Raw genomic sequence first — 23,946 nt, 5'->3', positions numbered from 1 at the left:
CGCGGGACTCCCGACTGAGGTGGGCACACGTTACTCAGACAACGTCGGGAGCTCAAGGACTTACCAGACGCGATAAGTCTTGCCGGTTTCTCGTCCTTCTACGCTGCGTTCGTAGGCGCGGGCGGCTTCGGCGACGGGAATGGCCTTGAAGCCGAGGAAGAAGTCGCCATAGTGCGCCAGGGACTCTTCTACCACGGTGGGGCTGACCACATTCAGGCGCTGGCCGCGTGGTAGCTCGATGGCGGCACCTCGGGCGAAACCTTCCAGCCCCGCGTTGACCATGGCCGCCGCGCTGCCCTGGTGGATGGGATGTTCGCTCACGATGCCGCTGGTGAGGGTAAAGGAGGCACCGTCGGACGCCTGGGCCTGGCCCAGCAACACCAGGTTGACCTGGCCCATGAGTTTACTGCTCAGGCCGACTTGGAAGTCGGCCTGGGTCAATTCGGTCACAGGTGCGAAGGCGAGGGCGCCGGTAGCACTGACCAGGGCATCGAAGCGGCCGACCTTGGCGAACAGGGCACGGATGGAGTCCGGCTGGGTGATGTCCGCCTGGAGATCGCCCGAGTGGCGACCGACCCGCACCAAATCGTGGCGCCTACCGAGGCGTTCGGCGATGGCGTTGCCCAGGGTACCGCTGGCACCGACGAGGATGATTTTCATGGGACGACTCCGTGAAGGGAAAGGAGTCCTCAGCCTAGAATGGCGCATTGCCTTGATAAATCACCGGAATGGCAATCCAGTGTTTCCTGGAGGAAACGATGCAGGACGACTTCGCCGATCTCGCCGCCTTCGCCATCCTCTGTGAAAGCGGCAGCTTCACCCGTGCCGCCGAGCGCCTGGGCTGCAGCAAGGGGCAGCTGTCGAAGCGCATCCGCGCGCTGGAGGTACGGCTGGAGACCCGCCTGCTGCACCGCACCACCCGCCGCCTCGATCCCACCGCCGCCGGGCGCACCCTGCTGCCCGAGGCCCAGGCCCTGGTGCGCCAGCGTGAGCGGGCCCTGCAGAGCGTGGCCCGGCTGCAGGAGGAGGCCGTCGGTCCGGTACGCCTGACCGTGCCGGTGTCCCTGGGCTACACCTTTTTCGAGGTGCTGCTGGCCTGCCGCGCCGCCCATCCCGCCATCCAGTTGGACCTGGTGCTGGACAATGGCTACCGCGACCTGGTGGCCGAGGGCTTCGACCTGGCGATCCGTGCGCGTGTGGAGCCGGACGAGCGCCTGGTCGCCCGCCCACTGTTCGCCATGCAGGAGGTGACCTGCGCCGCGCCCGCCTACCTGGCCGCGCATGAGTTGCCGCAGGTGCCCGAGGAGCTGCTCGATCACCGTTGCCTGGTGAACAATCACTATGCCGAGGGCGAGGTCTGGCTCTATCACCGCGATCACCGCCTCGGTCGTGTCCAGGTGGCGCCCAGCCTGGCCTGCAATCACTACAGCCTGCTCAAGCAGGCGGCCCTGGCCGGGCAGGGTATCGCCCGGCTGCCCTCGTTCATGGTGCACGAAGAGCTGGCCAGTGGCGCCCTGGTCTGGCTGCTCAGGGACTGGCGCACGCCCAGCCAGCCGCTGTTTCTGGTGCACCCCTACCAGGGCGGCCTGCCCAAGCGAACGCGGGTAGTGGCAGAAGCTCTGAGCGACTGGTTCGAGCGCAGTCGGCAGCGGTTGGAGGCGTTGGGGTAGGGGGTTGTCACGCCAGCGCCGGCTTACCCTCGTAGGTTGGGTTGAGCGCAGCGAAGCCCAACAAACAATGGCTTCGAGCTGGCACCGTTGGGCTTCGACGGTGGAGCCGTCTCAACTCAACCTACGGTCGACGTGTCGTAGGTTGGCTTGAGCGCAACGAAGCCCAACAGAGCCGGAATTCGAGCAGGCATCGTTGGGCTTCGACGAGGGAGCCGTCTCAACCCAACCTACGTGCTATCGCGGCCATGGGCCGCTCCTACAGGCAACCGTAGGAGCGGCCCATGGCCGCGATGAGATCCACAGCAAGAGCGGTCGCATCAGCGGACCGCCATGGCCGCGATTGGAGAAGGACTCAACCGCCCAGATAGGCCTTGCGCACGTCCGGGTTGGCCAGCAGCTCGGCGCCGCTGTCCTGCATGACGATGCGGCCGTTCTCCAGCACGTAGCCGCGGTCGGCCAGCTTGAGCGCCTGGTTGGCGTTCTGCTCGACCAGGAACACCGTCACCCCATCCTGGCGCAGCTGTTCGATGATCTCGAAGATCTGCTGGATGATGATGGGCGCCAGGCCCAGCGAGGGTTCGTCCAGCAGCAGCAGGCGCGGCTCGCTCATCATCGCCCGGCCGATGGCGAGCATCTGCTGTTCGCCACCGGACATGGTGCCGGCGCGCTGGGCATAGCGCTCCTTGAGCCGTGGGAAGAGGCCAAGGACCTTCTCCAGCTGGCGGTCGTAGGCGTGCTTGTCGGTGAAGAAGCCGCCCATGGCCAGATTCTCTTCCACGGTCAGGCGGGCGAACACTCGGCGGCCTTCCGGCACCACGGCGATGCCCTTGCGCATGATCTGCGCGGTTTCCTGGCCGACCAGTTCCTCGCCTTCGTAGCGGATGCTGCCGCCATGGGCGCGCGGCGTGCCGCAGAGGGTCATCAGCAGGGTGGACTTGCCGGCCCCGTTGGCGCCGATCAGGGTAACGATCTCGCCCCGGTTGACCTGCACGCTGACGCCATGCAGCGCCTGGATCTTGCCGTAGAAGGTGGAGACGTTGTCGAACTGCAGCATGGAGGTCTCCATCAGGATTCGCCCAGGTAGGCCTTGATCACGTCGGGATTGTTGCGGATCTGCTCCGGCGTCCCGTCGGCCAGGGGCGTGCCCTGGTTGATCACCACGATGTGGTCGGAAATGCTCATCACCAGGTGCATGTCGTGCTCGATCAAGAGCACGGTCACGCCGTGCTCGGCGCGCAGCAGGGCGATGAGCGCCTTGAGGTCCTCGGTCTCGCGCGGGTTGAGACCGGCGGCCGGCTCGTCGAGCATGAGGATTTGCGGGCGGGTCATCATGCAGCGGGCGATTTCCAGGCGGCGCTGCTGGCCGTAGGCGAGGTTGCCGGCGTTGCGGTTGGCGAATTCGGTGAGGTTGACCTGCTTCAGCCAGAAGCGCGCGTAGTCCATGGCCTCGGCCTCGCTCTTGCGAAAGGCCGGGGTCTTGAACAGGCCGGCCAGGAAGCCGGTGTTGAGGTGGCGATGCTGAGCGACCAGCAGGTTCTCCACCGCGGTCATTTCCTTGAACAGGCGGACGTTCTGGAAGGTGCGCACCACGCCCTTGCGGGCGATCCTGTGCCCAGGCAGGCCCTGGATGGCCTCGCCGTTGAGCAGGATCTCCCCGCCGCTGGGACGGTAGAAGCCGGTCAGGCAGTTGAACACGGTGGTCTTGCCGGCGCCGTTGGGGCCGATCAGCGAGACCACCTGGCCCTGCTCCACGCGAATGTTGACGCCGTTGACGGCCAGCAGGCCGCCAAACCTCATGGACAGGCCGGAAACATCGAGAAGGGCTTGGCTCATTTGCGCAACTCCAGGTGCGGGCGTTGCATCGGGAGCAGGCCTTGCGGACGCCAGATCATCATCACGACCATCAGCAGGCCGAACATCAACATGCGGTATTCGCTGAATTCGCGCATCAGCTCCGGCAGCAGGATCATCACGATGGCCGCGAGGATCACGCCGAGCTGGGAACCCATGCCGCCCAGCACCACGATGGCCAGGATGATGGCCGATTCGATGAAGGTGAAGGACTCCGGCGACACCAGGCCCTGGCGGGCGGCGAAGAAGCTGCCGGCGAATCCGGCGAAGCAGGCGCCCAGGGTAAAGGCCGAGAGCTTGATCAGCGTGGGATTCAGACCCAGGGCGCGGCAGGCGATCTCGTCTTCGCGCAGGGCTTCCCAGGCGCGGCCGATGGGCATGCGCAAGAGCCGGTTGATCACGAACAGGGTCAGCAGCACCAGCAGCAGGGCGATCAAATAAAGGAAGATCACCTTGTACTCGGAGTTGTAGGGGATGCCGAAATACTCGTGGAAGGGCGTCATGCCCTCGGGTGCCCGGCGCTCGAAGGTAAGGCCGAACAGGGTCGGCTTGTCGATGCCGCTGATGCCGTTGGGGCCGCCGGTCCATTCGGTGAGATTGCGCAGGAGGATGCGGATGATCTCGCCGAAGCCCAGGGTGACGATGGCCAGGTAGTCGCCGCGCAGGCGCAGCACCGGGAAGCCGAGCAGGAAGCCGAACAGCGCCGCCATCAGCCCCGCCAGCGGCAGGCAGACCCAGAAGCCGAGGCCGTAGTAGTGGGAGAGCATGGCGTAGGTGTAGGCGCCGACGGCATAGAAGCCGACGTAGCCCAGGTCGAGCAGACCGGCCAGGCCCACCACGATGTTCAGGCCGAGGCCAAGCATCACGTAGATGAGGATCAGGGTGGCGATGTCCACCGCGCCGCGCGAGCCGTAGAAGGGCCACGCCAGGGCGACCAGCACCAGGGCCAGGATCACCCAACGCTGGGTCTTGGGTTCGGTGAGCTTGGTGCCCAGGCCGGTAACCGGCAGCTGCAGGCCGCCGCGGTTACGCCAGCCGGCGGTGAGCGGATCACGCACCAGTTGCCAGACGAACATCAGCACCGCGGCCAGGGCCACGATCCAGAGGGTACGCGGCGTGGCGCCGTGCACTTCGAGGTTGACGCCGACCGTTTCCAGCTTGAGGCCGAGGATGGGATAGGCGACGGCCAGCACCAGCAGGGCGCTGAAGAAGGCGGTTCGCAGACGGGCACTCATACCTTTTCCACCTCCGGGCGACCGAGGATGCCGGTGGGGCGGAACAGCAGCACCAGCACCAGCAGGCTGAAGGCCACCACGTCCTTGTACTGGTCACCGAAGACGTCGGCACCGAAGGCTTCGGCCACGCCCAGCACCAGGCCGCCGAGCATGGCGCCGGGGATGCTGCCGATGCCGCCGAGCACGGCGGCGGTAAAGGCCTTGATGCCGGCCAGGAAGCCGAGGCTCGGGTTGATCACGCCGTACTGGATGCCCAGTAGCACCGCAGCCACGGCGGCCAGCGTGGCGCCGATGACGAAGGTCAGGGCGATGATGCCATTGGTGTTGATGCCCAGCAGGTTGGCCATCTTGATGTCCTCGGCGCAGGCGCGGCAGGCGCGGCCCAGGCGGGAGCGGGAGATGAACCAGGTCAAGCCGAACATGGTGAGCAGGGTGACGATGAAGATCAGCACCTGTACATAGGAGATCACCACGCCATTCATGGCGTCGGTGCCGATGATGAAGTTGCCCGGCAGCAGGTTGGGGATCGACTTGTCCTTGGAATCCTGGGCCAGCAGCACCCAGTTCTGCAGGAAGATCGACATGCCGATCGCCGAGATCAGCGGGATCAGCCGGTTACCGCCACGCAGGGGGCGATAGGCGATGCGTTCGATGCTGTAGCCATAGGCACTGGCGATGACGATGCTGGCGGCGAAGGCGGCGAGCATGACGATGGGCAGGCTGTGGATGCCCAGCATGGCGAGGCCCGCAATGGCGATGAAGGCCACGTAGGAGCCGATCATGTACACCTCGCCATGGGCGAAGTTGATCATGCCGATGATGCCGTAGACCATGGTGTAGCCGATGGCGATCAGGGCATAGGTGCTGCCGACCGTGAGGCCGTTCACCAGCTGTTGCAGGTAATGGTAGAACTCGGGCATGGGTGTCTCCAGGGGACCCAAGTGCACTTCTGGTGCGGGTCCCAGGCCTCGGATGGAGGCGGATAAACGAAGCCCACCGCCGTTGGCGGTGGGCTTCGGTGTTACAGGCAGGGCTTACTTGGCTTCGGTCTTGGAGCCGTCGGCGTGCCATTCGTAGACCACGAACTCGAAGTTCTTCAGGTCGCCTTTCTCGTCGAACGCCAACTCACCGGTGGGGGTGTTGAAGGTGTTGCTGCGCAGTGCCTTGGCCACGTCCTCGGGCTTCTCGTCGCCCGCCTTCTCGATGCCCTGGGCGATGACCTGCACGGCGGCGTAGGAGGGGAACACGAAGGGACCGCTCGCATCCTGCTTCTTGTCCTTGAACGCCTGTACCAGAGCCTGGTTCTTGGGATCCTGGTCGAAGGAGCGCGGCAGGGTGACCAGCAGACCTTCGGAGGCCTTGCCGGCGATGGCGGAGATGGAGCTGTTGCCCACGCCTTCCGGACCCATGAACTTGGCGGTCAGGCCCTTCTCGGCCGCCTGGCGCAGGATCAGACCCAGCTCAGGGTGGTAGCCGCCGTAGTAGACGAAGTCGACGTTGGCCTGCTTGAGCTTGGCGATCAGCGAGGAGAAGTCCTTGTCGCCGGAGTTGATGCCTTCGAACATGGCGACCTTGATGCCCGCCTTGTCCAGGGTCTGCTTGACCGCGGTGGCGATGCCTTCGCCGTACTGCTGCTTGTCGTGGATGACGGCGACGACCTTGGGCTTGACGTGCTCGACGATGAACTTGCCGGCGGTCGGGCCCTGCATGTTGTCCAGGCCGATGGTGCGGAAGATCAGCTTGTAGCCACGGTTGGTGATGTCGGGGCTGGTGGCCGCCGGAGTCACCATCAGGATGCCTTCGTCTTCATAGATGTCGGAGGCGGGCTGGGTCGAGCTGGAGCAGAGGTGACCGACGACGAACTTGACGCCATCGTTGACGATCTTGTTGGCTACGGCCACGGCTTGCTTGGGATCGCAGGCGTCGTCGTAGATCACGCCTTCGAGCTGCTTGCCCTTGACGCCGCCGGCCTTGTTGATCTGCTCGATGGCCATCTGAGCACCAATGAACTCCATGTCACCGTACTGGGCGACCGGACCGGTCTTGGGGCCGGCCAGACCGATCTTCAGGGTGTCGGCTGCCAGGGTGTGGCTGGCCATGCCGGCCAGGGCCAGGGCCGCGATCAGACGGGAGAAACGCAGAGTTGCCTTTTTCATGAGTGCTCCACTCGGAATGCTTTTATTAATGAGGCAGTTGGAAGCGAAAGTGTGCCGATTTTGTTCTATATGACGCGCTGCGCAGTTTAATCACCGTCTGTTCGTCTTGGAAAGCTGGCGACGACAACTTGTCGGACTTGTCGACCGCGCGTCCGGGCGCTCGGCAAGCGAAGAGGGCGCCGGTAGAATCCGCCCTTTTCACGAGGCCCGCACCATGACCGATCACGCAACGCGCTACGCCACCCTGCTCGGGCAGACTGCCGCCATCGGCTGGGAAGAATTGCAACCGCATTTTGCGCGGGGCGTGCTGCTGGAAGTGGCACCGGAGCTGGACCTCATCGAGGCGGCCATCGCCGTGACCCAGGACGATGCCGCCCAGGTGGGGCTGTGGCTGCAGCAGGGCCAGCTGGCCAAGGTCGACGAAGACCGGGCGCGCCGCCGACTGGAAGCGCCGGCGGTGGCCCTGTGGGCGGTGGTGGTCGCGCCCTGGGTGCTGATGCAGGAGCGTCCGGCCGAGCGCTGAAACGCAAAGGCCCGCGCAAGGCGGGCCGTTGGCTGGCGGGCGTGACTCAGCGTTCGCTGTCGAGATCGCGGAGCTGGTGTTCGCCGTAGCGATCGCCGGCCACCGCGCCTGGCGGCAGCAGCCGTTCCAGCTCGGCACGGTCCGCGGCGCTCAGGGTCACCGCCAGCGCACCGAGGGATTCGTCCAGCTGATCGCGGCGGCGGGCACCGACCAGGGGCACGATGTCGTCGCCCTGGGCGGCGACCCAGGCGACCGCCAGCCGGGCAGGGGTGGTGCCCCGGCGTTCGGCGAATTGTTGCAGACCTTCCACCAACGCCAGGTTGCGCTCCACGTTGCCCGGCTGAAAGCGCGGACTGTGGGCCCGGAAGTCACCGCTGCCGGCGGGCTGGCGCCAGTGGCCGCTGAGCAGACCCCGGGAGAGCACGCCATAGGCGGTGATGCCGATGCCCAGGTCACGGCAGGTCGGCAGGATCTCCGCCTCGATACCGCGCGAGACCAGCGAATACTCGATCTGCAGGTCGCAGACCGGATGCACGGCCGCTGCTCGCCGCAGGGTCTCCGCACCCACCTCCGAAAGGCCGATATGGCGGATGTAGCCGGCCTGCACCAATTCGGCGAGGGCGCCCATGGTGTCCTCGATGGGCACCTGGCGATCCAGCCGCGCCGGACGATAGATGTCGATGTGGTCCACACCCAGACGCTTGAGGCTGTAGGCGACGAAATTCTTGATCGCCGCTGGCCGGGTGTCGTAGCCCAGCCACTCGCCGCCCGGACCGCGCAGGGCGCCGAACTTGACGCTGATCAGCGCCTGATCGCGCTGACCGCGCAGGGCTTCGCCCAGCAGCAGTTCGTTGTGGCCCATGCCATAGAAGTCACCGGTGTCGAACAGGATGACGCCACGTTCAAGGGCGGCCTGGACGGTGGCGATGGCCTCGCCACGGTCGGCGGCGCCATAAAGATCGGACATGCCCATGCAGCCCAGACCAAGGCTCGATACCAAGGGGCCCTGCTGGCCCAAGCGACGCTGTTGCATGAGGGATTCCTCGTCAGATGGATGAGGCTTCACTCTAGCCAGGATGACGCTGTGCGATAATCCGCTCTCGACACAACGACCTGTTCGCTCAGCCGTACAATGGAGGCGCCTTGAATCTGGATGACCTGGCGGCCTTCGCCGCCGTGGCCGAGGCCCGCAGCTTTCGCGGCGCCGCCTATGTGCGCGGCGTGGCGGCGTCTTCCCTGAGCGATGCCGTGCGCCGGCTGGAACGGGAACTGGATGTCCGGCTGCTGCACCGCACCACCCGTAGCGTGACCCCCACCGCGGCCGGCCAGCGTCTGCTGGAGCGCCTCACTCCCGCGCTGCGCGAGGTGCGCGGCGCGCTGGACGCCATCAATGCCGAGGGCGAGAGCCCGGTCGGCAGCCTGAGACTCAATGTGCCCACCATCGTCGCTCGGGTACTGTTGCCGCCGCTGATCGGGCCCTTTCTGGCCAGGCATCCCGGCATACGCCTGGAAGTGGTGGCCGAAGACCGGCTGATCGACGTGCTCGCCGCGGGTTTCGATGCCGGGGTGCGCTACGACGAGCACCTGGAGGCCGACATGATCAGCGTACGGCTGGGCCCGGTCACCCAAAGATTCGCCGTGGCTGGAACCCCTGCCTACCTGGAACGACACGGCGTACCGGCACACCCCGCCGACCTGGTCCGGCATTCCTGCATCGGCCATCGCTTCGCCAGCGGCCTGGTGGCGCAGTGGAGCTTCGAGCGTGGCAGCGAGGTCCTCAATGTCGCGCCGGGCAGTCGCCTGCTGGCCTCGGCGCTCGACCTGGAACTGCAGGCCGCCCTCGACGGCGTCGGCCTGATCTATTCCTTCGCCGACTATCTGGCCGAGCCACTGGCCGACGGTCGCCTGGTGGAAGTGCTGGCGGACTGGTCCACGGCCTTTCCGGGGCCGCGGCTCTACTATGCGGATCGCCGCCAACTACCGGCCCCGCTGCGGGCCTTCGTGGCCTTCTTGCGCGAGCGTCACGGCTAGGCGATCACGCGGGGCGCCGCTACCCTGAGGTCCAGTCCGCCGCTTGGAGCCGCCATGACGTCCCTGTTTTCCCGCCTGGTACCGTCCCCATGATCATCGGCACCGCCGGCCACATCGACCATGGCAAAACCGCCCTGATCCAGGCCCTCACCGGGGTCGCCGGTGACCGCCGCCGCGAAGAGCAGGCGCGGGGCATCACCATCGACCTGGGTTATGTCTATGCTGATCTGGGCGACGGCGGTCTCACCGGTTTCATCGACGTCCCCGGTCACGAGCGCTTCGTGCACAACATGCTGGCGGGCGCCAGCGGCCTGGATCTGGCCCTGCTGGTGGTGGCGGCCGACGACGGCGTCATGCCGCAGACCCGCGAGCACCTGGCGATCCTCGAATTGCTCGGCATTCCCCGGCTGCTGGTGGCCCTGACCAAGGCCGATCGGGTGGATGCCGAGCGACTGGCCCAGGTGCGTCAGGACGTCAGTGCGCTGCTGGCCGGCGGCCCCTTCGCCGGGACGCCGCTGTATCCGGTGGCCAGCCCTAGCGGCGCGGGCATCCCCGCGTTGCGCGCCGCCTTGCTCGCCGCGCTGGACCAGGTGCGCCAGCGCAATACCCGCGGCGGCTTTCGCCTGGCCGTGGACCGGGTATTCAGTGTGGCCGGGGCCGGCGTGGTGGTCACCGGCACCGCCTTCGCCGGTCAAGTGGCCGTCGGCGACGAACTCATCCTCACCCCGCGTGGCCAGCGCCTGCGGGTGCGAGGATTGCACGCCCAGAATCGCGCGGCGGAAAGCGCTCAGGCCGGTCAGCGGGTGTCGCTCAATCTCGCCGGCGAGCGGCTGAGCACCGACAGTATCGCCCGCGGTGACTGGCTGGTGGCCGAGGCGCTGCATGCGCCCACCACCCGGATCGATGTGGAGCTACGGCTGCTGCCTGGCGAGGCGCGCAACCTGGCGCACTGGACGCCAGTGCACGTGCACCTGGGCGCCCAGGATCTCACCGGGCGCGTCGCCCTGCTGGAAGGCGACAGCCTGGCCCCCGGCGCCATGGCCCTGGCACAGCTGGTACTCAATGCGCCGCTGCACGGGGTGCATGGCGATCGCCTGGTGCTACGTGATCAGTCCGCCCAGCGCACCCTGGGCGGGGCCCGGCTGCTCGATCCCTTCGCCCCGGCGCGCCATCGCCGCACGCCGCAGCGACTGGCACAACTCCAGGCACTGCGTCGGGGCGGTCTGGAGGAGGCGCTGCCTGAACTCCTGGCCCAGGCCGACGGCGGTCTCGATCCACGGCTGCTGGCGCGCCAGTTCAACCGACCCGAAGGCGACTGGCAACTGCCCGCCGACACCCTGAGGGTGGAGACGCGGGTCGGCCCGCGGTTGTTTGCAGCCTCTTTGTGGCAGGCAGCGCTCGAGCGCCTGAGCGAAGCGCTCGCCACCTTTCACCAGGAACAACCCGACGAGCTGGGGCCGGATCGGGATCGCCTCCGCCGCATCGCCGCGCCGGAACTGGAGCGGGCTGTCTATCTGGCCCTGCTGGAGACGGCCCTGGCCGAGGGACGACTGCAGAGCAGCGGTCCCTGGTTGCACCTGCCCGATCACCGGGTACGCCTCACCGCGGCAGAGGAGGGGCTCAAGGCCAGGCTCTGGCCGCTGCTCACGGCCCAGCGCTTCGATCCGCCCTGGACCCGCGATCTCGCCAAGAGCCTGGGTCAGCCCGAGGCCGAGGTGCGCCTGTTGCTGCGCAAACTGGCCCGACTGGGGGAACTGACCCAGGTGGTCAGAGATCTCTTCTATCCCCAGGCCAGCCTGGAAGCCGCGGCCGGCGAGGCATTGCGCCTGGAGCGCGAAGCAGGGATCATTCGCGCCGCGGCCTTCCGCGATGCTCTCGGCATTGGTCGCAAGCGCAGCATCCAGATCCTCGAATGCCTGGATCGCATCGGTTTCACCCGTCGCTTCGGTGACGAGCGCCGGGTCCGCCCGGACAGTGCCTGGGCCCGCGCCGCCGAGGCCTAGCGCAACAGAGGAAGGCAATCACGCCCGGTGGCGTGGCCGGGCTTCAAACCCGGTTGGGGACGGCAGCCGTTCCCGGGTGGGTTCGACTCCCACTGCCTTCCGCCATTTTTCGCCGTCAGTGCCCATCCGTCTGGTGATGGATCACCGCGCCCTCCCGTTGCAACTCCTGCAGAAACCACTCGGCCTCCCAGAGGTGTTCGGGCATATAGAGACCCGCCGGCAGGCGTTCACCGCCCGCCAGGCCCAGCACTCGCTCCAGCGACAGCACCAGCCCTAGGGCGGTCAGCGAGGCCTGCCCCTGGTTGAATTCCAGCACGGCGCGTGCACGGGTGGTCTGGCCGTCCCTTTCACCGGTCACCCTGACCGCGATCTCGGCCGCCGTTTCCGCGCCCCGCCGCCGGCTGGAGGACTCGCCCATGGCGATGTCGAAGCGGAGCTCCGGGGCGGCGGTGGTGGTCCAGAGACTGAGCAGATCGATTGAGCCGAAGGCCGTGGCGGTCAGCGTGCGACCGTCCAGCGCGGTGACGCTGCCCTGCAGGTCGGCACCGCTCAGCCAGGCGCGGCGTCCATGATGGAATGCCAGGGCAGCGGGCGCCGTGCTGTGCACCCGCTCCATGTCCTCCCAGGCCAGGGGACCGGCCGGGTCCGCCTCATCCAGCAAAACCTCTATACCGATGGCCGCGACCCGGGTGAAGCGGCGGGCGAGATCGAGTGCCAGCGCCAGGGCGGCACCCGAAGCCCAGTGGCTGGACAGCACCAGGGCATGCGCGTTGGGGCGGTGCATGAACTGGGCGACCTCCGGCCCCAGTTCGGTGACGCCGGTGTTGGCATTGAGATAGGGGATGCCCAGGTGCTGGGCGAGGCGCAAGCCGTGCAGGGCCTGATCCGGTGCCAGCATGATCATGGCTGCCGGGGTGAGAGCGGGATCCAATCCCAGCCCCGGCTGGTCGAGATCCAGGCGCACCGCCCAGGCCTGGCCGGCGGCCTGGGCGACATCCTCGGCCGTGGCGAGGTTGCGGCCGCCGACCAGCAGCGGCCAGTCAGGCTGGCGCTGGCGAAACCAGTGGATGGCCTGGCGGCCTACCGTGCCCGAACCGCCGGCAAAGAGTATGGGTTGCAGTGGCATGATGCTGTCCTCTTCGTTGCAGTGCTGAGGTTCCGGAGACCGCACAGCCGATTGCAAGGGGCTGTACTCCGCATTAACCTACCAGGAGTAGGTTCCAGTTCAGAATTAACCTACCTTTAGTAGGTTTGCAAGAAGACTTGACCAATGGCAGAGCAATCCATCCCTGAAAAACCGGTCTCCGAAGGGACCGGACGGCGTCTCTCAAAGGCAGCCCGGCGTCAGCAATTGCTGGAAACGGCACGGGTCATCGTTCGGGAAGAAGGCGCGGATCGCCTGACCCTGGGCTATCTGGCCGTGCAGGCGGGCGTCTCCAAACCGGTCGTCTACGAGCATTTCGGTACTCGCTCGGGGCTGCTCATCGAGCTCTATCGCTGGCTCGATCTGGCGCAGATGGATGCCTTTCGCCAGGCCATGACCGCCCGACAGCAGAGCGCCGAAGAGGCCAGCGCGGCGCTGGCCGAGGGCTACATCCGCTGCGTGACCGACATGCAGGGTGAAGTCGGCGTAGTGGCGGCGGCGCTGGCGGGGAGTGAGGAAAAGACGGCGGTGTACCAGGAGTTGCTGGAACATGGCACCCAGATGGTGGCGGCGGTGCTCACGCCGCACAGCAAAAGACCCGCCGCGGAGTTGCAGGTGTGCTGCATTGGTCTGGTCGGCGCCGGCGAGGCCCTGGCCGCGGCCGTGGTGCGCGGGGCGCTGGGCGAGCGCGAGGCCATCGAGGCCTTCACCCGCCTGGCGCGCGCGGTGCTGTAGCCGGCGGCGCTAGTAGACGTCCTTCAGATAGCGCTTCTGCTCGCTCATCCCACGCAGGTACTCGCTGGCGGCCTCGTCGCTGAGGTGGCCGTGGGTCGCCACCACCTGGCGTAGGGCCTGGTCGACATCCCGGGCCATGCGGCTGGCGTCGCCGCAGACATAGACGCGGGCGCCGTCCTGCAGCCAGCGCCAGACCTCGGCGCCGCGTTCGCGCAGCCGATCCTGCACATAGACCTTCTCGGCCTGGTCGCGGGAGAAGGCCAGGCTCAGTTCGCTCAGCAGGCCATCGCGCTGGAAGGCTTCCAGTTCGTCACGGTAGTAGAAGTCATGGGCGGCGTGCTGCTCGCCAAAGAACAGCCAGTTGCGGCCCTGGTCGCCCCGGGCGCGGCGTTCGTGGAGAAAGCCGCGGAAGGGCGCGATACCGGTGCCGGGGCCGATCATGATCAGCGGGACGTCGCCCTGGTCTGGCAGGCGGAAATGGCGCGAGGACTGGATATGCACCTCGGTGGTGGCGTCCTGCAGGCGGTCGGCAAGAAAGGTGGAGGCCACGCCCTTGCGCTTACCGTAGCGCACCGCCGAGACGGTGAGGTGCACCTGGCCGGCATGGGCCAGGGGGCTGGAAGCGATGGAATAGAGCCGCGGCTGCAGGCGCTTGAGGCTGCTGAGCAACTCACTGGCGTCATGGCGGGCGGGAAAGCGGGCCAGCACATCGGCCAGTTGCCGGCCCCAGAGCCAGCGCTTGAGTTCGTCGCGGTCGCCCAGCAGGGCGTGGCAATCGGCATTGCCACTGCGCTCGGCGATCAGCGCCAGGGTCTCGGGGTTGGGGCGGGCGATCTCGTAGTGTTCGCCCAGCGCCTGGCGCAGCGACAGCTCGCCGACCTTGGGGACGGCGACCGGTTGTTCGCCGTTCAGTCCGGCGAGGGCGAGGACTTCCTCGACCAGCTCCGGACAGTTGCGCGCCTTCACGCTCAGGGCGTCGCCGGCCTGGTAGGCCAGGGGTTGCTCGGACGCGAGGCCGAACAGCCGCACCTCCTTGTTGGATCCGGCGCTGTTGAGTCTCTGGTTGATAACCAGCCGCGCCGGCACCGTGCTCGGGCGATGGGTGGTGGCCGCAGTCGCCAGGGGCACGCTGGTGGCCTGGGGGGCCAGCTGCCCTTGCAGGGCGGCCAGCCAAGCATCGGCGCCATCGAGGCCATCAACGTCGCAGTCCAGGCGCGGGCAGAGGCGGCGGGCGCCGAGTTCGGCCAGGCGGGCGTCGAGGCGCTGGCCGTGGCCGCAGAATTGGTCGTAGGTGGAATCGCCCAGGGCCAGCACGGCGTAGTCCAGTTCGGCCAGGGAGGCGTCGAGCCGATCGAGGCCCTGCCAGAAGGCCTGGCCATTGTCCGGGGCTTCGCCATCGCCAAAGGTGCTGCTGACCAGCAGGACGCGGCGGGCACCGGTCAGGCGTTCCACGGCATAGGCGGCCATGTCGTGCAATTCCACGCTGAGACCGGTCTGGCACAGGCGGGCGACGCAGCGCTCGGCCAGGGCTTCGGCGTTGCCGGTCTGGGACGCCCAGAGCACCACCAGATCGGCGGGGGCGGTAGCGGCCATGGCCAGGCTGGCGGCCTGGCTTTCCGGCAGGCGGCTGAACAACCCGGCGAGCAGGCCGTCGAGCCAGAGGCGGGTGTCGGCGGCCAGCGGCGCCTGGGCCGGCAGGCAGGGCACGCCCTGGGCCCCGCCATCGCGCAGGCCGTCCATGAAGCCGGCCAGGTAGGTGCGTTCGGCCGCGCTGAGCTGTGGCCGTACCGCGGTCGCGACCCCGGTGAGCTCGGCCAGGCGCGCCAGGGCGGGCAACTGAGCGCTCTCTGCGACGGGCTCGTCGGCCGGCAATTGGCGGTGGGGAATGGTGGCGACGCGGGTCAGGCGCACGGCGCAGACCTTGAGTTCCGGTTGCAGCGAGAGCGGATCGACGGCGTCGCTGGTGACGGCATTGATGGCCAGGTCGTTGCCCTGGACGTCGGCCCAGTGAAAGGGCGCGAAGCAGTTGCCGGGCTGGACCCGGTCGCTGAGGGTCACCGGCAACACGGCACGGCCGCGGCGCGAGGTGATCTCCAGCCGGTCGCCCGCCGCCAGGCCCAGGGCCTTGGCATCCTGGGGATGCACTTCGACGAAGGGCGCCGGATTGAGGCGATTGAGGGCGGCGATCTTGCCGGTCTTGGTCAGGGTGTGCCACTGGTGCTGCAGGCGGCCGGTGTTGAGCACGAAGGGGTAGTCGGCATCGGGTAATTCCGCCGGATCCAGGTGGGGACGGGCGAAGAATTGCGCCTTGCCGCTGGCGGTGGCGAAGTTGAGGGCGGTCGGTTCGCCGGTCTCACCCAGGCGCAGGGTCTGGCTACGACCGTCGTTGCGATAGCGGATCGGTTGGCGCGGATCACTCTCTTGGCTGGGGCAGGGCCATTGCAGCGGCGTCTGGCGCAGCCGGGCATGGCTGGCACCGCGGAGGTCGTAGCCGGTCTGGGGGTTGTGGAATTGCCGGATCTCGTCGAACACCTCAGCGGCCGAGGCGTAGCTGAAGTGCTCGCCATAACCCATCGCACAGGCGACGTCGGCGATGATCCGCCAGTCGGCGCGGGCCTCGCCGGGCGGATTGACGGCCTGGGGCGCCAGGGTCAGGTTGCGCTCGGAGTTGATCATCACCCCGTCGGCCTCGGCCCAGAGCGCGCCGGGCAGGAGGATGTCGGCGTACGGATTGGTCTCGGTGTCGAGAAAGGCGTCCTGGGTGATCACCAGTTCGGCGGCCTGCAGGCCGCGGATGACCGTCTCGCGATTGGCCACGCTGGCCACCGGGTTGGTGCAGATGATCCAGCAGGCCTTCACGGTGCCGGCGGCCAGCTCCTCGAACAGGGCGACGGTGCCCTGGCCAAGACGGGTGTGCAGGGTGCCCTCGGGAATGTCCCAGGCCCGCTCGACGAAGGTGCGGTCGGCGGCCGACAGCAGGCTGCGTTGGCCGGGCAGGCCGGCGCCCATGTAGCCCATCTCGCGCCCGCCCATGGCGTTGGGCTGGCCGGTGAGGGAGAAGGGGCCGCTGCCGGGGCGGCAGATCTTGCCGGTGGCCAGGTGCAGGTTGCACAGGGCGTTGGTGCTCCAGGTGCCATGGGTGCTCTGATTCAGGCCCATGGTCCAGAGGCTGGTCCATTCGCCGGCTTCGCCGATCCAGCGCGCGGCGGTGCGGATGTCCGCCTCGGCCAGCCCCGTCCCGGCGGCCACGCGCGCGGGACTGTAGTCGGCGAGAAAATCGGGCATGGCCGCCCAACCTTCGGTATGGGCGGCGATGAAGGCTTCGTCCAGATGGCCCTCGGCGTGCAACAGGTGCAGCAGGCCATTGAGTAGCAGCAGATCGGTGCCCGGGCGCAGTTGCAGGAAGAGATCGGCCTTCTCGGCGGTGGCGGTGCGCCGCGGATCGATGACGATCAGCCGGGCGCCGCGCTTGACCCGATCCAGCAGGCGCAGGAAGAGGATGGGGTGACAGTCGGCCATATTGGCGCCGCTGACCAGGAAGAGATCGGCGTGGTCGAGGTCGTCGTAGGAGCCGGGCGGGCCGTCGGCGCCAAGGGACAGCTTGTAGCCGGTGCCGGCGCTGGCCATGCACAGCCGGGAATTGGATTCGAGCTGGTTGGTGCCGATGAAGCCCCGCGCCAGCTTGCTTACCAGGTACTGGGCCTCCAGCGACAGCTGGCCGGACACATAGAAGGCGATGGCGTCCGGCCCGTGGCGGTCGAGGATGGCACGCAACCGCTCGGCGGTGGCAGCGACGGCCTGGTCCAGCGCGGTCTGCACCGGTTCGTGGGAGCGGTCGTGGCGGACGTAGGCTTGCGCCATGCGCCCGCTGTCCACCAGCGCCTGGTGGCTGGTGCTGCCCTTGGTGCAGAGGCGGCCGCGATTGGCGGGGTGGTCGCGGTCACCGCTGACCTTGGTGACCCGGCCGTCTTCCACCTGCATGACGATCCCGCAGCCGACGCCGCAGTAGGGGCAGACGCTCTTGATGTGGGTAGTGGCCATGGCAAGGATCCTTCGAGAACCAGAAAGCGAAAAGGCGCCGGTCGTGCTCCCCGGAGGGAGACGAACACGGCGCCTTTGTCGTGAAAGGGAGCGATCGGCGTTGACCGCTCCATGCTGGGTATTTAGCAAGGCCCGCGCCAGCTTGGTCCGACGGGCTCAGGGAGCGCATGACTACTGGTCCGGCGGAGGGGCGGCAGTCCTGCTCGACGTCATGGCAACCACGGGTGATGTGCGCCGTGACGGGGCAGGCAGGCCTTGCCTTGCACCGTTGTGGTTCCGGCTGGCGGGTAGCTAGTGGCGAGTCGGCGATGCCCTCTGCTGGCTGCAGGCCGCGCCAGTGGCGGATCTCCAGGCGATCAGGCAGAACTGGCACAGCCGATGCAAAAGCCCTGATAGACCCGCATTTTCGGGTCGCCCGGTCGATCAACGGCGATCGACAGCCACTGCAGGCGACGGGCACGGAGCAGAGCCCAGGGCTCCTCCCTACATAGAACAGGCAAAGGCGCCTGAGACCGCAAGGTTTCAGGCGCCTTTTTATTTGCCGCGACTCAACCTGATTGGCCTCGGCCGGGGGATAGCCTCCATGAACAGCATCGTGACCCGCAAAGAACGCCTGATCGTCGTCGGCAACGGCATGGTCGGCCATCACCTCGTCGAGCAGCTGCTGGCGGCCGGCGCCCTGGACCACTACGAGATCCACGTCTTCGGCGAAGAGCGTCAGCGCGCCTACGACCGGGTGCATCTCTCGGAATACTTCGCCGGCCGTGACGCCGAATCCCTGGCGATGAGCGCAGCCGACCTCTATGCCGTGCCCGGCCTGGTGCTGCACCTGGGCTGCGCGGTGACCGCCATCGACCGCGAACAGCGCGAGGTGCTGACGGCCGCCGGCGCCTTCGGCTACGACCGCCTGGTGCTGGCCACCGGCTCCTATCCCTTCGTGCCGCCCATCGAGGGCGCCGAAGGCGACTCACGCCTGGTCTATCGCACCCTGGACGACCTGGATACCATCCGCCTGGCCGCCGCCAAGGCGCGCCGCGGCGTAGTGGTGGGGGGCGGCCTGCTCGGCCTGGAAGCGGCCAATGCGTTGAAATCCCTGGGTCTGGAAGCCCATGTGGTGGAATTCGCCCCGCGCTTGATGCCGGTGCAGCTGGACGACCTGGGCGGTGCCGCCCTGCGCCAGCGCATTGAAGACCTGGGCGTGGGCGTGCACCTGTCCAAGGCCACCCAGAACATCACCGCCGGCAGCGAGTACCGCTACCGCATGAACTTCGCCGGCGAGGATTTCCTCGAGACCGACCTGATCCTGTTTTCCGCTGGCATCCGTCCCCAGGACGCCCTGGCCCGCAGCTGCGGCCTGGAGCTCGGCCCTCGCGGCGGGGTGGCGGTGGACAATGGCTGCCTGACCAGCGATCCCTTCATCCACGCCATCGGCGAGTGCGCCGCCTGGAATGGCAGCGTCTTCGGCCTGGTCGCGCCGGGCTACCAGATGGCGCGCCTGGTGTCCGCCACCCTCTGCCACGGCCAGGGCACGCCCTTCACCGGCGCCGACATGTCCACCAAGCTCAAGCTGCTGGGCGTGGACGTGGGCTCTATCGGCGACGCCCATGGCGCCACCCCCGGCGCGCGTAGCTATCGCTACATCGACGAAGCCAGCGCCAGCTATCGCCGCCTGGTGGTCTCCGCCGACGGCAAGCACGTGCTCGGCGCCGTGCTGGTGGGCGACAACAGCTACTACGACACCCTGCTGCAATACGCCCAGAACGGCATCCCGCTGCCCCAGGATCCTGCCAGCCTGATCATGCCGGTGGGCGAGGGCGCCCCGACCCTGGGCGCCGATGCCCTGCCGGCCACCGCCACCCTCTGCTCCTGCCACAACGTCACCAAGGGCGCGGTCTGCGCCGCCATCGACGCCGGCTGCACCGATCTCGCCGGCATCAAGAGCTGCACCAAGGCCGCCACCGGTTGCGGCGGCTGCGCGGCGCTGGTCAAGCAGGTCTTCGAGCACGAGCTGATCGCCCGGGGCGTCGAGGTCGACAAGAGCCTTTGCGAGCACTTCGCCCACACGCGCCAGGAGCTCTATCACCTAGTACGGGTGGAAGGCATCCAGAGCTTCGACGAGCTACTGGCGCGTCACGGTCGCGGCCACCATGGCTGCGACATCTGCAAGCCGGCGGTGGCCAACGTCCTGGCCTCCTGCTGGAACGCGCCTATCACCGATCCGCACCTGGTGCCGCTGCAGGACACCAACGACACCTTCATGGCCAACATGCAGAAGAACGGCACCTATTCGGTGGTGCCACGCATTCCGGGTGGCGAGATCAGCCCGGAAGGCCTGATCGCCATCGGCCAGGTGGCGAAGAAGTACGACCTCTACACCAAGATCACCGGCGGCCAGCGCATCGATCTCTTCGGCGCCCAGCTGCACGAATTGCCGGACATCTGGGGCGAGCTGATCGCCGCCGGCTTCGAGACCGGCCATGCCTACGGCAAGTCGACCCGCACGGTGAAAAGCTGCGTCGGCAGCACCTGGTGCCGCTACGGGGTGCAGGACAGCGTCAAGATGGCGCTGGACATCGAGCACCGCTACAAGGGCCTGCGCGCGCCGCACAAGCTCAAGTTCGCTGTCAGCGGCTGCACCCGCGAGTGCGCCGAGGCCCAGAGCAAGGACATCGGCGTGATCGCCACCGAGAACGGCTGGAATCTCTATGTCTGCGGCAACGGCGGCATGCGGCCACGCCATGCCGAGCTGTTCGCCACCGACCTGGATGACGAGACCCTGATCTGCTACATCGACCGCCTGTTGATGTTCTACATCCGCACTGCCGACCGCCTGCAGCGCACCTCGGTGTGGCGCGAGTCGCTGGAGGGCGGCCTCGACTACCTCAAGCAGGTGATCATCGAAGACAGCCTGGGCCTGAGTGCCGAGCTGGAAGCCCAGATGCAGCTGGTGGTGGATCGCTACGAATGCGAATGGGCCAATGCCCTGAACGATCCCGACAAGCTCAAGCGCTTCCGGACCTTCGTCAACCAGCGCGGCAACGACCCGGACATCCACTTCGTCAAGGAGCGCGGCCAGCGCCGGCCGGCGCGTCACCACGAACTTCAGCTCATCGCCGTCACCGAGGAGGCTTGACCATGACCCAGACCAATACCGCTCGCGCCCTGGAGCCCCGCTGGCAACCCCTGTGCCACCTGACCGATCTGGTGCCCCAGTCCGGTGTGGTGGCCCTGTACGAGGGCGAGCAGGTGGCGCTGTTCTATCTACCCGAGACCGAGCAGAAGGTCTTCGCCGTGGGCAATCGCGATCCCAAGTCCGGTGCCAATGTCATCGGTCGCGGCATCGTCGGCCAACTGGGCCAGGACCTGGTGATCGCCTCACCGCTGTACAAGCAGCATTTCCGCCTGGCGGACGGTGGCTGCCTGGAATACCCCGAGCAGGCGCTGCCCACTTGGGCGGTACGGCTGAACGGGGAGCGGGTGGAGATCGCCTGAGGCTTTCGCGTCTGGCCTTCTCTCACCCCATTCTTCTCCCGGAGGGAGAGGGGGCGGTACGGTGTGGCGCGGAGCTATTCACGTAGTTGGACAACGGCGCCGCCTTGCCCGGGTGATCACCGCGCCTATGCGGCTGACTGTTGCACCCACCGTAGTGCAGCGTTGCGCGATGGGTGCTGGTCCAGGCAGGCGAAAACTCTTGGTCGGGGCGATACTCAAGGAGCGGGGACGCTGTCTGCCGATCCTGGCAGTCGCCCTGCGGGAGGTCATCATGCGCCTGACAAGAACCCTTCGCTCCGCGCTGTTCATCGCCCTGCTGCTGGCCCTGGCCGCCATCGCCCTGCTGGAAGGCTGGCGCGCGCAACCGGTGGGCGAACCCGCCTTGCGCGCCGATCCGGTCTGTAGCCACGGCTATGCGCCCTATGGCTGCTATCCGGTACCGGCCCGTGGCGGCGACCTGGGGTGGCTGGAGCGACTCTAGGTCCTCACCCAGCCCGTAGGTCAGTATCCAGCAGCGCCGCCAGTTCGCGGTCGGACAGGGCGTGGCCGAACAGCGGGCCCTGGACTTCGGCGCAGTGCTGCGCCTTTAGCCACGCCAACTGGCCTGATGTCTCGACGCCCGTCGCTGCCACCCGGAGCCCCAGGGTGCGTCCCAGACCGATCAGCGCCTGGGCGATGGCGGCATCGGCCTGCCGCTGGTCCAGGTGAGCGATGAGCTGGCTATCGAGGCTGATGCCCTCCAGCAGGGGCTGGCGCAGTGCATCGAAGGCGCCGAGGCCTTTGCCGAAATCGGCCAGGCTCAGGCGCACGCCCAGGGCGTTGAGCGCCTGGAGTTGAGGGAGCGGCGGATCACCGTCTACCCGCAGCAGCGCCTCGGGCAGCTGCAGCTCCAGGCGTTCCGCTGCCAGGCCACTGGTCTGCAAGGCCTGGGCGACTACCTCCACCAGGGCCTTGGCATCGTCGAACTGGCGAGGCGACACGCTAATGACCAGCCGCAGCGGCGCGGGCCAGGCCGCTGCGGCGCGACAGGCGCTGTCCAACAGCCAGAGCCCCAGGGGAGCGCTGAGTCCGGTCTCTTCGGCCAGGGGCAAGAAGGCCTCTGGCGGTAACGTTCCGCGTATCGGATGGGCCCAGTGCAGCTGGGCTTCGACGCCACTCAGGGTGCCGTCTGCCGTGCGCCGGCGGGGGAGGTAGGCCAGGCGCACCTGGTCGCGCGCCAAGGCCTGGCGCAGTTCCTGTTCCAGGTCACGACGCTGGCTGAGCTGGGCGTCCATGGCCGGTGCATGAAAGCACCAGCCGTTGCGGCCCGCGGCCTTGGCCTGGTAGAGCGCGATGTCGGCCAGGCGCAGCAAGTCCTCGACCTGGCTGGCCTGCTCCGGTGCCTGGGCGATGCCAATGCTGGTGCCGACGCTGACGGTCTGCTCCTCCAGGGGAATCGGCCGGCCGATGGCGCTTACCAGGCGCGCACAGATCTGGTCGACCGTCGCCACATCCAGGTGGCCGAGCAGCACCACGATGAATTCGTCGCCCCCTAGGCGCGCCACTAGGCCGCCGGGCCTCAGGCTGGCTTGCAGACGCCGGGCGATTTCCTGCAGCACCCGATCACCGGCGGCGTGGCCGAGGCTGTCGTTGATCGGTTTGAAGCGATCCAGGTCCAGACTGAGCAGGGTGAGCGGCGTGCTGGGTTGCGCCAGTTGAGCGGCCAGGTAGTGCTGCAACTGCAACCGGTTGGCCAGGCCGGTCAGGCTGTCGTGTTGCGACAGGTGCTCGATCTCGGCCTGGGCGTTGACCGCGGCGGTGATGTCGCTGGCGGTCCCGCGGAAGCCGGCGTCCTTGGGCAGGGGCCGCGCGGTGATCTCGCAGACCCGGGAATGGCCGAGACGGTCACGATAATGGCAGCGCAGCACCTGGCGCTCGTCGAGCTGGCGAGCCTTGTCCAGGAGCCAGTCAGCCAGGCGGGTCGTCTCGCTGCTGAACAGCTCCGCGAGCGGCCGACCGAGCCAGCTGCCAGGCGCATGCCCGGTGATGCGGGCGAAGCGTTCGGACAGATAGGCGATGCGGCCTTCGGCATCGCTTTCCCAGAGCCAGTCGGAGGCCGCCTCGGCGAGCTCGCGAAAGCGGCGTTCGCTGCGACTCAGCTCCGTCTGGCTGGCGACCAGGGCATCGAACTGCTGGTCGAGCTGCCGGGCCGAATTCAGCGCATGGCGGATCAGCAGCGCCAGCACCAGGCCGAGCAACAGCACCCCGGCCAGGAACACCGGTAGCGTCCGGCGCAGCAACTGGGCGCCGGGCCGTGGGGGTTGCCAGTTGAGCAACAGCGGTGAATCCAGCGGGCGCAGGGATTCATGATCGGGCAGAGGCAGCCGGGAGGCCTGCAGCGTCGGCAGCCCGTAGGTGTCGCTGAGATGAGCCAGGGTCGCGGAGTCGAGCACATTGACGAACAGCATCACCGAGGGCTCGCCGGCGCCCGGCGTGACGCCATAGCTCGCGCCCGGCGTGATGGTGGCGGCGGCGACCAGCGCAGGGACACCGCCGACACTCAGGATCCGCACCAGGCTTTCGGTTTCTCCAGGTCGCTTGCGAGTCGCCGCCAGCAGGGCAGTGAGATCCCCTTCCAGCCATTGCGCGGCCGTGCGCTCCGTTGGCTGGCCGTCGATCACGGCATAGACGGTACGGTCCTGGGGATCCAGCACGAAGACGCCGTTGTAGCCATAGAGCTCATAGGGAATGTCGCCAACGTTACGCTCCTCGTTGGCCCAGAAGCGATCGACCTTCAGGTGCAGGTGCTTGTAGGCCTCGCCCCACTTGGCATAGTTGATGATGTTATGGCCGATCTCGTTTTCCACCTGCTCCAGGGTGCGGGTGATATAGGTCCGCGCCCGCTGCTGGACATCGGCGTCCTGGCTGGAGGCGGTCTTGATCAGCAGGTAGCAGCCGATGCCGAGCAGGATCGGCAGGGCGCAAATGACCGGAAACAGGCGCAGCAACAGGGCGTGGCTGCGACGGGTGGCGATGGGGGTTGACGACATGAGGGACCTGGGCGGCGCTGGACGACGGTCAGGTTT

General features: G+C 67.6%; 18 protein-coding genes and 1 tRNA gene. 9 read left to right on the top strand and 10 right to left on the bottom strand.

The annotated features are described in order from the left end of the window. Positions 1-60: 60 nt before the first annotated feature. Positions 61-660: a short chain dehydrogenase gene (locus NRG74_RS11475; protein ID WP_257703900.1), complete on the bottom strand. Its 600-nt coding sequence runs from the start codon at positions 658-660 to the stop codon at positions 61-63. A gap of 98 nt (positions 661-758) precedes the next feature. On the opposite strand from NRG74_RS11475, the gene NRG74_RS11470 reads away from it, so the two are divergent. Continuing rightward, complete coding sequence (locus tag NRG74_RS11470) at positions 759-1,670, top strand: LysR family transcriptional regulator (protein ID WP_064307300.1); 912 nt, start codon at positions 759-761, stop codon at positions 1,668-1,670. A 352-nt stretch (positions 1,671-2,022) separates the two neighbouring features. Here NRG74_RS11470 and NRG74_RS11465 read toward each other — a convergent pair whose 3' ends face one another. The 5 genes from NRG74_RS11465 to NRG74_RS11445 form a co-directional block, all read right to left on the bottom strand. Beyond that, positions 2,023-2,724, bottom strand: coding sequence for an ABC transporter ATP-binding protein (locus NRG74_RS11465; RefSeq protein ID WP_007159574.1), 702 nt, complete (start codon positions 2,722-2,724; stop codon positions 2,023-2,025). Positions 2,725-2,735: 11 nt separating this feature from the next. Then, positions 2,736-3,503, bottom strand: coding sequence for a high-affinity branched-chain amino acid ABC transporter ATP-binding protein LivG (gene livG, locus NRG74_RS11460; RefSeq protein WP_257703894.1), 768 nt, complete (start codon positions 3,501-3,503; stop codon positions 2,736-2,738). Continuing rightward, entirely contained in the window at positions 3,500-4,756 is a 1,257-nt protein-coding gene (locus tag NRG74_RS11455; RefSeq protein ID WP_064307298.1) for a high-affinity branched-chain amino acid ABC transporter permease LivM, read from the bottom strand. Before NRG74_RS11455 ends, livG begins: the two co-directional genes overlap by 4 nt. Further along, positions 4,753-5,676: a high-affinity branched-chain amino acid ABC transporter permease LivH gene (livH, locus tag NRG74_RS11450; protein WP_017642422.1), complete on the bottom strand. Its 924-nt coding sequence runs from the start codon at positions 5,674-5,676 to the stop codon at positions 4,753-4,755. The genes NRG74_RS11455 and livH overlap by 4 nt, the downstream gene beginning before the upstream one ends. A 114-nt stretch (positions 5,677-5,790) precedes the next feature. Further along, the gene (locus NRG74_RS11445; protein ID WP_017642421.1) at positions 5,791-6,912 is read right to left on the bottom strand and encodes a branched-chain amino acid ABC transporter substrate-binding protein; all 1,122 of its coding nucleotides are present in this window, start codon (positions 6,910-6,912) and stop codon (positions 5,791-5,793) included. Between the two features lie 214 nt (positions 6,913-7,126). On the opposite strand from NRG74_RS11445, the gene NRG74_RS11440 reads away from it, so the two are divergent. After that, a complete protein-coding gene (locus tag NRG74_RS11440) occupies positions 7,127-7,435 on the top strand; it encodes a DUF2288 family protein (RefSeq protein WP_184291551.1) in 309 nt (102 codons plus the stop codon). A 46-nt stretch (positions 7,436-7,481) separates the two neighbouring features. Here NRG74_RS11440 and NRG74_RS11435 read toward each other — a convergent pair whose 3' ends face one another. Further along, positions 7,482-8,468 carry an aldo/keto reductase gene (locus tag NRG74_RS11435; protein WP_257703891.1) on the bottom strand — a complete coding sequence of 329 codons (987 nt, stop codon included), beginning with the start codon at positions 8,466-8,468 and terminating at the stop codon, positions 7,482-7,484. Positions 8,469-8,578: 110 nt separating this feature from the next. Here NRG74_RS11435 and NRG74_RS11430 point away from each other — a divergent pair, with 110 nt between their 5' ends. From NRG74_RS11430 to NRG74_RS11420, 3 genes are all read left to right on the top strand, one after another. Continuing rightward, positions 8,579-9,466: a LysR family transcriptional regulator gene (locus NRG74_RS11430; RefSeq protein WP_257703890.1), complete on the top strand. Its 888-nt coding sequence runs from the start codon at positions 8,579-8,581 to the stop codon at positions 9,464-9,466. 89 nt (positions 9,467-9,555) lie between these two features. Continuing rightward, positions 9,556-11,469 carry a selenocysteine-specific translation elongation factor gene (gene selB, locus NRG74_RS11425; RefSeq protein ID WP_257703889.1) on the top strand — a complete coding sequence of 638 codons (1,914 nt, stop codon included), beginning with the start codon at positions 9,556-9,558 and terminating at the stop codon, positions 11,467-11,469. Between the two features lie 9 nt (positions 11,470-11,478). Continuing rightward, a tRNA-Sec gene (locus tag NRG74_RS11420) sits at positions 11,479-11,574 on the top strand. 10 nt (positions 11,575-11,584) lie between these two features. Here the strand turns inward: NRG74_RS11420 and NRG74_RS11415 are convergent. Next, a complete protein-coding gene (locus tag NRG74_RS11415; protein ID WP_257703888.1) occupies positions 11,585-12,595 on the bottom strand; it encodes a hypothetical protein in 1,011 nt (336 codons plus the stop codon). A gap of 144 nt (positions 12,596-12,739) precedes the next feature. Between NRG74_RS11415 and NRG74_RS11410 the strand changes: the two genes are divergently transcribed. Continuing rightward, complete coding sequence (locus NRG74_RS11410; protein WP_257703887.1) at positions 12,740-13,348, top strand: TetR/AcrR family transcriptional regulator; 609 nt, start codon at positions 12,740-12,742, stop codon at positions 13,346-13,348. 9 nt (positions 13,349-13,357) lie between these two features. On the opposite strand, the gene NRG74_RS11405 is transcribed toward NRG74_RS11410, so the two are convergent. Continuing rightward, entirely contained in the window at positions 13,358-17,389 is a 4,032-nt protein-coding gene (locus tag NRG74_RS11405) for a bifunctional nitrate reductase/sulfite reductase flavoprotein subunit alpha (protein ID WP_257703886.1), read from the bottom strand. Positions 17,390-17,972: 583 nt separating this feature from the next. On the opposite strand from NRG74_RS11405, the gene nirB reads away from it, so the two are divergent. The 3 genes from nirB (at position 17,973) to NRG74_RS11390 (ending at position 21,362) form a co-directional block, all read left to right on the top strand. Further along, the gene (nirB, locus tag NRG74_RS11400; protein WP_257703884.1) at positions 17,973-20,522 is read left to right on the top strand and encodes a nitrite reductase large subunit NirB; all 2,550 of its coding nucleotides are present in this window, start codon (positions 17,973-17,975) and stop codon (positions 20,520-20,522) included. 2 nt (positions 20,523-20,524) lie between these two features. Next, entirely contained in the window at positions 20,525-20,881 is a 357-nt protein-coding gene (nirD, locus tag NRG74_RS11395) for a nitrite reductase small subunit NirD (protein WP_017642412.1), read from the top strand. Positions 20,882-21,152: 271 nt separating this feature from the next. Next, the gene (locus NRG74_RS11390) at positions 21,153-21,362 is read left to right on the top strand and encodes a hypothetical protein (protein WP_143075228.1); all 210 of its coding nucleotides are present in this window, start codon (positions 21,153-21,155) and stop codon (positions 21,360-21,362) included. Between the two features lie 4 nt (positions 21,363-21,366). On the opposite strand, the gene NRG74_RS11385 is transcribed toward NRG74_RS11390, so the two are convergent. Continuing rightward, on the bottom strand, positions 21,367-23,910 hold the full coding sequence (locus tag NRG74_RS11385) for a bifunctional diguanylate cyclase/phosphodiesterase (RefSeq protein WP_257706542.1): 2,544 nt from the start codon (positions 23,908-23,910) through the stop codon (positions 21,367-21,369). Positions 23,911-23,946 lie beyond the last annotated feature (36 nt).

The organism is Pseudomonas oryzihabitans (assembly GCF_024652905.1).
Lineage (GTDB): Bacteria > Pseudomonadota > Gammaproteobacteria > Pseudomonadales > Pseudomonadaceae > Chryseomonas > Chryseomonas benzopyrenica.
The sequence above is the reverse complement of the archived record's forward strand: the minus strand, read 5'-3'. Positions and strand labels throughout refer to the sequence as shown.

What these genes read in the sequence shown, in the direction of transcription:
- livG (WP_257703894.1), bottom strand. Translation starts at nt 3,503, where the DNA reads ATGAGCCAAGCCCTTCTCGATGTTTCCGGCCTGTCCATGAGGTTTGGC.
- NRG74_RS11455 (WP_064307298.1), bottom strand. Translation starts at nt 4,756, where the DNA reads ATGAGTGCCCGTCTGCGAACCGCCTTCTTCAGCGCCCTGCTGGTGCTG.
- NRG74_RS11440 (WP_184291551.1), top strand. Translation starts at nt 7,127, where the DNA reads ATGACCGATCACGCAACGCGCTACGCCACCCTGCTCGGGCAGACTGCC.
- NRG74_RS11445 (WP_017642421.1), bottom strand. Translation starts at nt 6,912, where the DNA reads ATGAAAAAGGCAACTCTGCGTTTCTCCCGTCTGATCGCGGCCCTGGCC.
- nirB (WP_257703884.1), top strand. Translation starts at nt 17,973, where the DNA reads ATGAACAGCATCGTGACCCGCAAAGAACGCCTGATCGTCGTCGGCAAC.
- NRG74_RS11415 (WP_257703888.1), bottom strand. Translation starts at nt 12,595, where the DNA reads ATGCCACTGCAACCCATACTCTTTGCCGGCGGTTCGGGCACGGTAGGC.
- NRG74_RS11405 (WP_257703886.1), bottom strand. Translation starts at nt 17,389, where the DNA reads ATGGCCACTACCCACATCAAGAGCGTCTGCCCCTACTGCGGCGTCGGC.
- NRG74_RS11435 (WP_257703891.1), bottom strand. Translation starts at nt 8,468, where the DNA reads ATGCAACAGCGTCGCTTGGGCCAGCAGGGCCCCTTGGTATCGAGCCTT.
- NRG74_RS11465 (WP_007159574.1), bottom strand. Translation starts at nt 2,724, where the DNA reads ATGCTGCAGTTCGACAACGTCTCCACCTTCTACGGCAAGATCCAGGCG.
- NRG74_RS11470 (WP_064307300.1), top strand. Translation starts at nt 759, where the DNA reads ATGCAGGACGACTTCGCCGATCTCGCCGCCTTCGCCATCCTCTGTGAA.
- NRG74_RS11475 (WP_257703900.1), bottom strand. Translation starts at nt 660, where the DNA reads ATGAAAATCATCCTCGTCGGTGCCAGCGGTACCCTGGGCAACGCCATC.
- selB (WP_257703889.1), top strand. Translation starts at nt 9,556, where the DNA reads ATGATCATCGGCACCGCCGGCCACATCGACCATGGCAAAACCGCCCTG.
- NRG74_RS11385 (WP_257706542.1), bottom strand. Translation starts at nt 23,910, where the DNA reads ATGTCGTCAACCCCCATCGCCACCCGTCGCAGCCACGCCCTGTTGCTG.
- NRG74_RS11410 (WP_257703887.1), top strand. Translation starts at nt 12,740, where the DNA reads ATGGCAGAGCAATCCATCCCTGAAAAACCGGTCTCCGAAGGGACCGGA.
- nirD (WP_017642412.1), top strand. Translation starts at nt 20,525, where the DNA reads ATGACCCAGACCAATACCGCTCGCGCCCTGGAGCCCCGCTGGCAACCC.
- NRG74_RS11390 (WP_143075228.1), top strand. Translation starts at nt 21,153, where the DNA reads ATGCGCCTGACAAGAACCCTTCGCTCCGCGCTGTTCATCGCCCTGCTG.
- livH (WP_017642422.1), bottom strand. Translation starts at nt 5,676, where the DNA reads ATGCCCGAGTTCTACCATTACCTGCAACAGCTGGTGAACGGCCTCACG.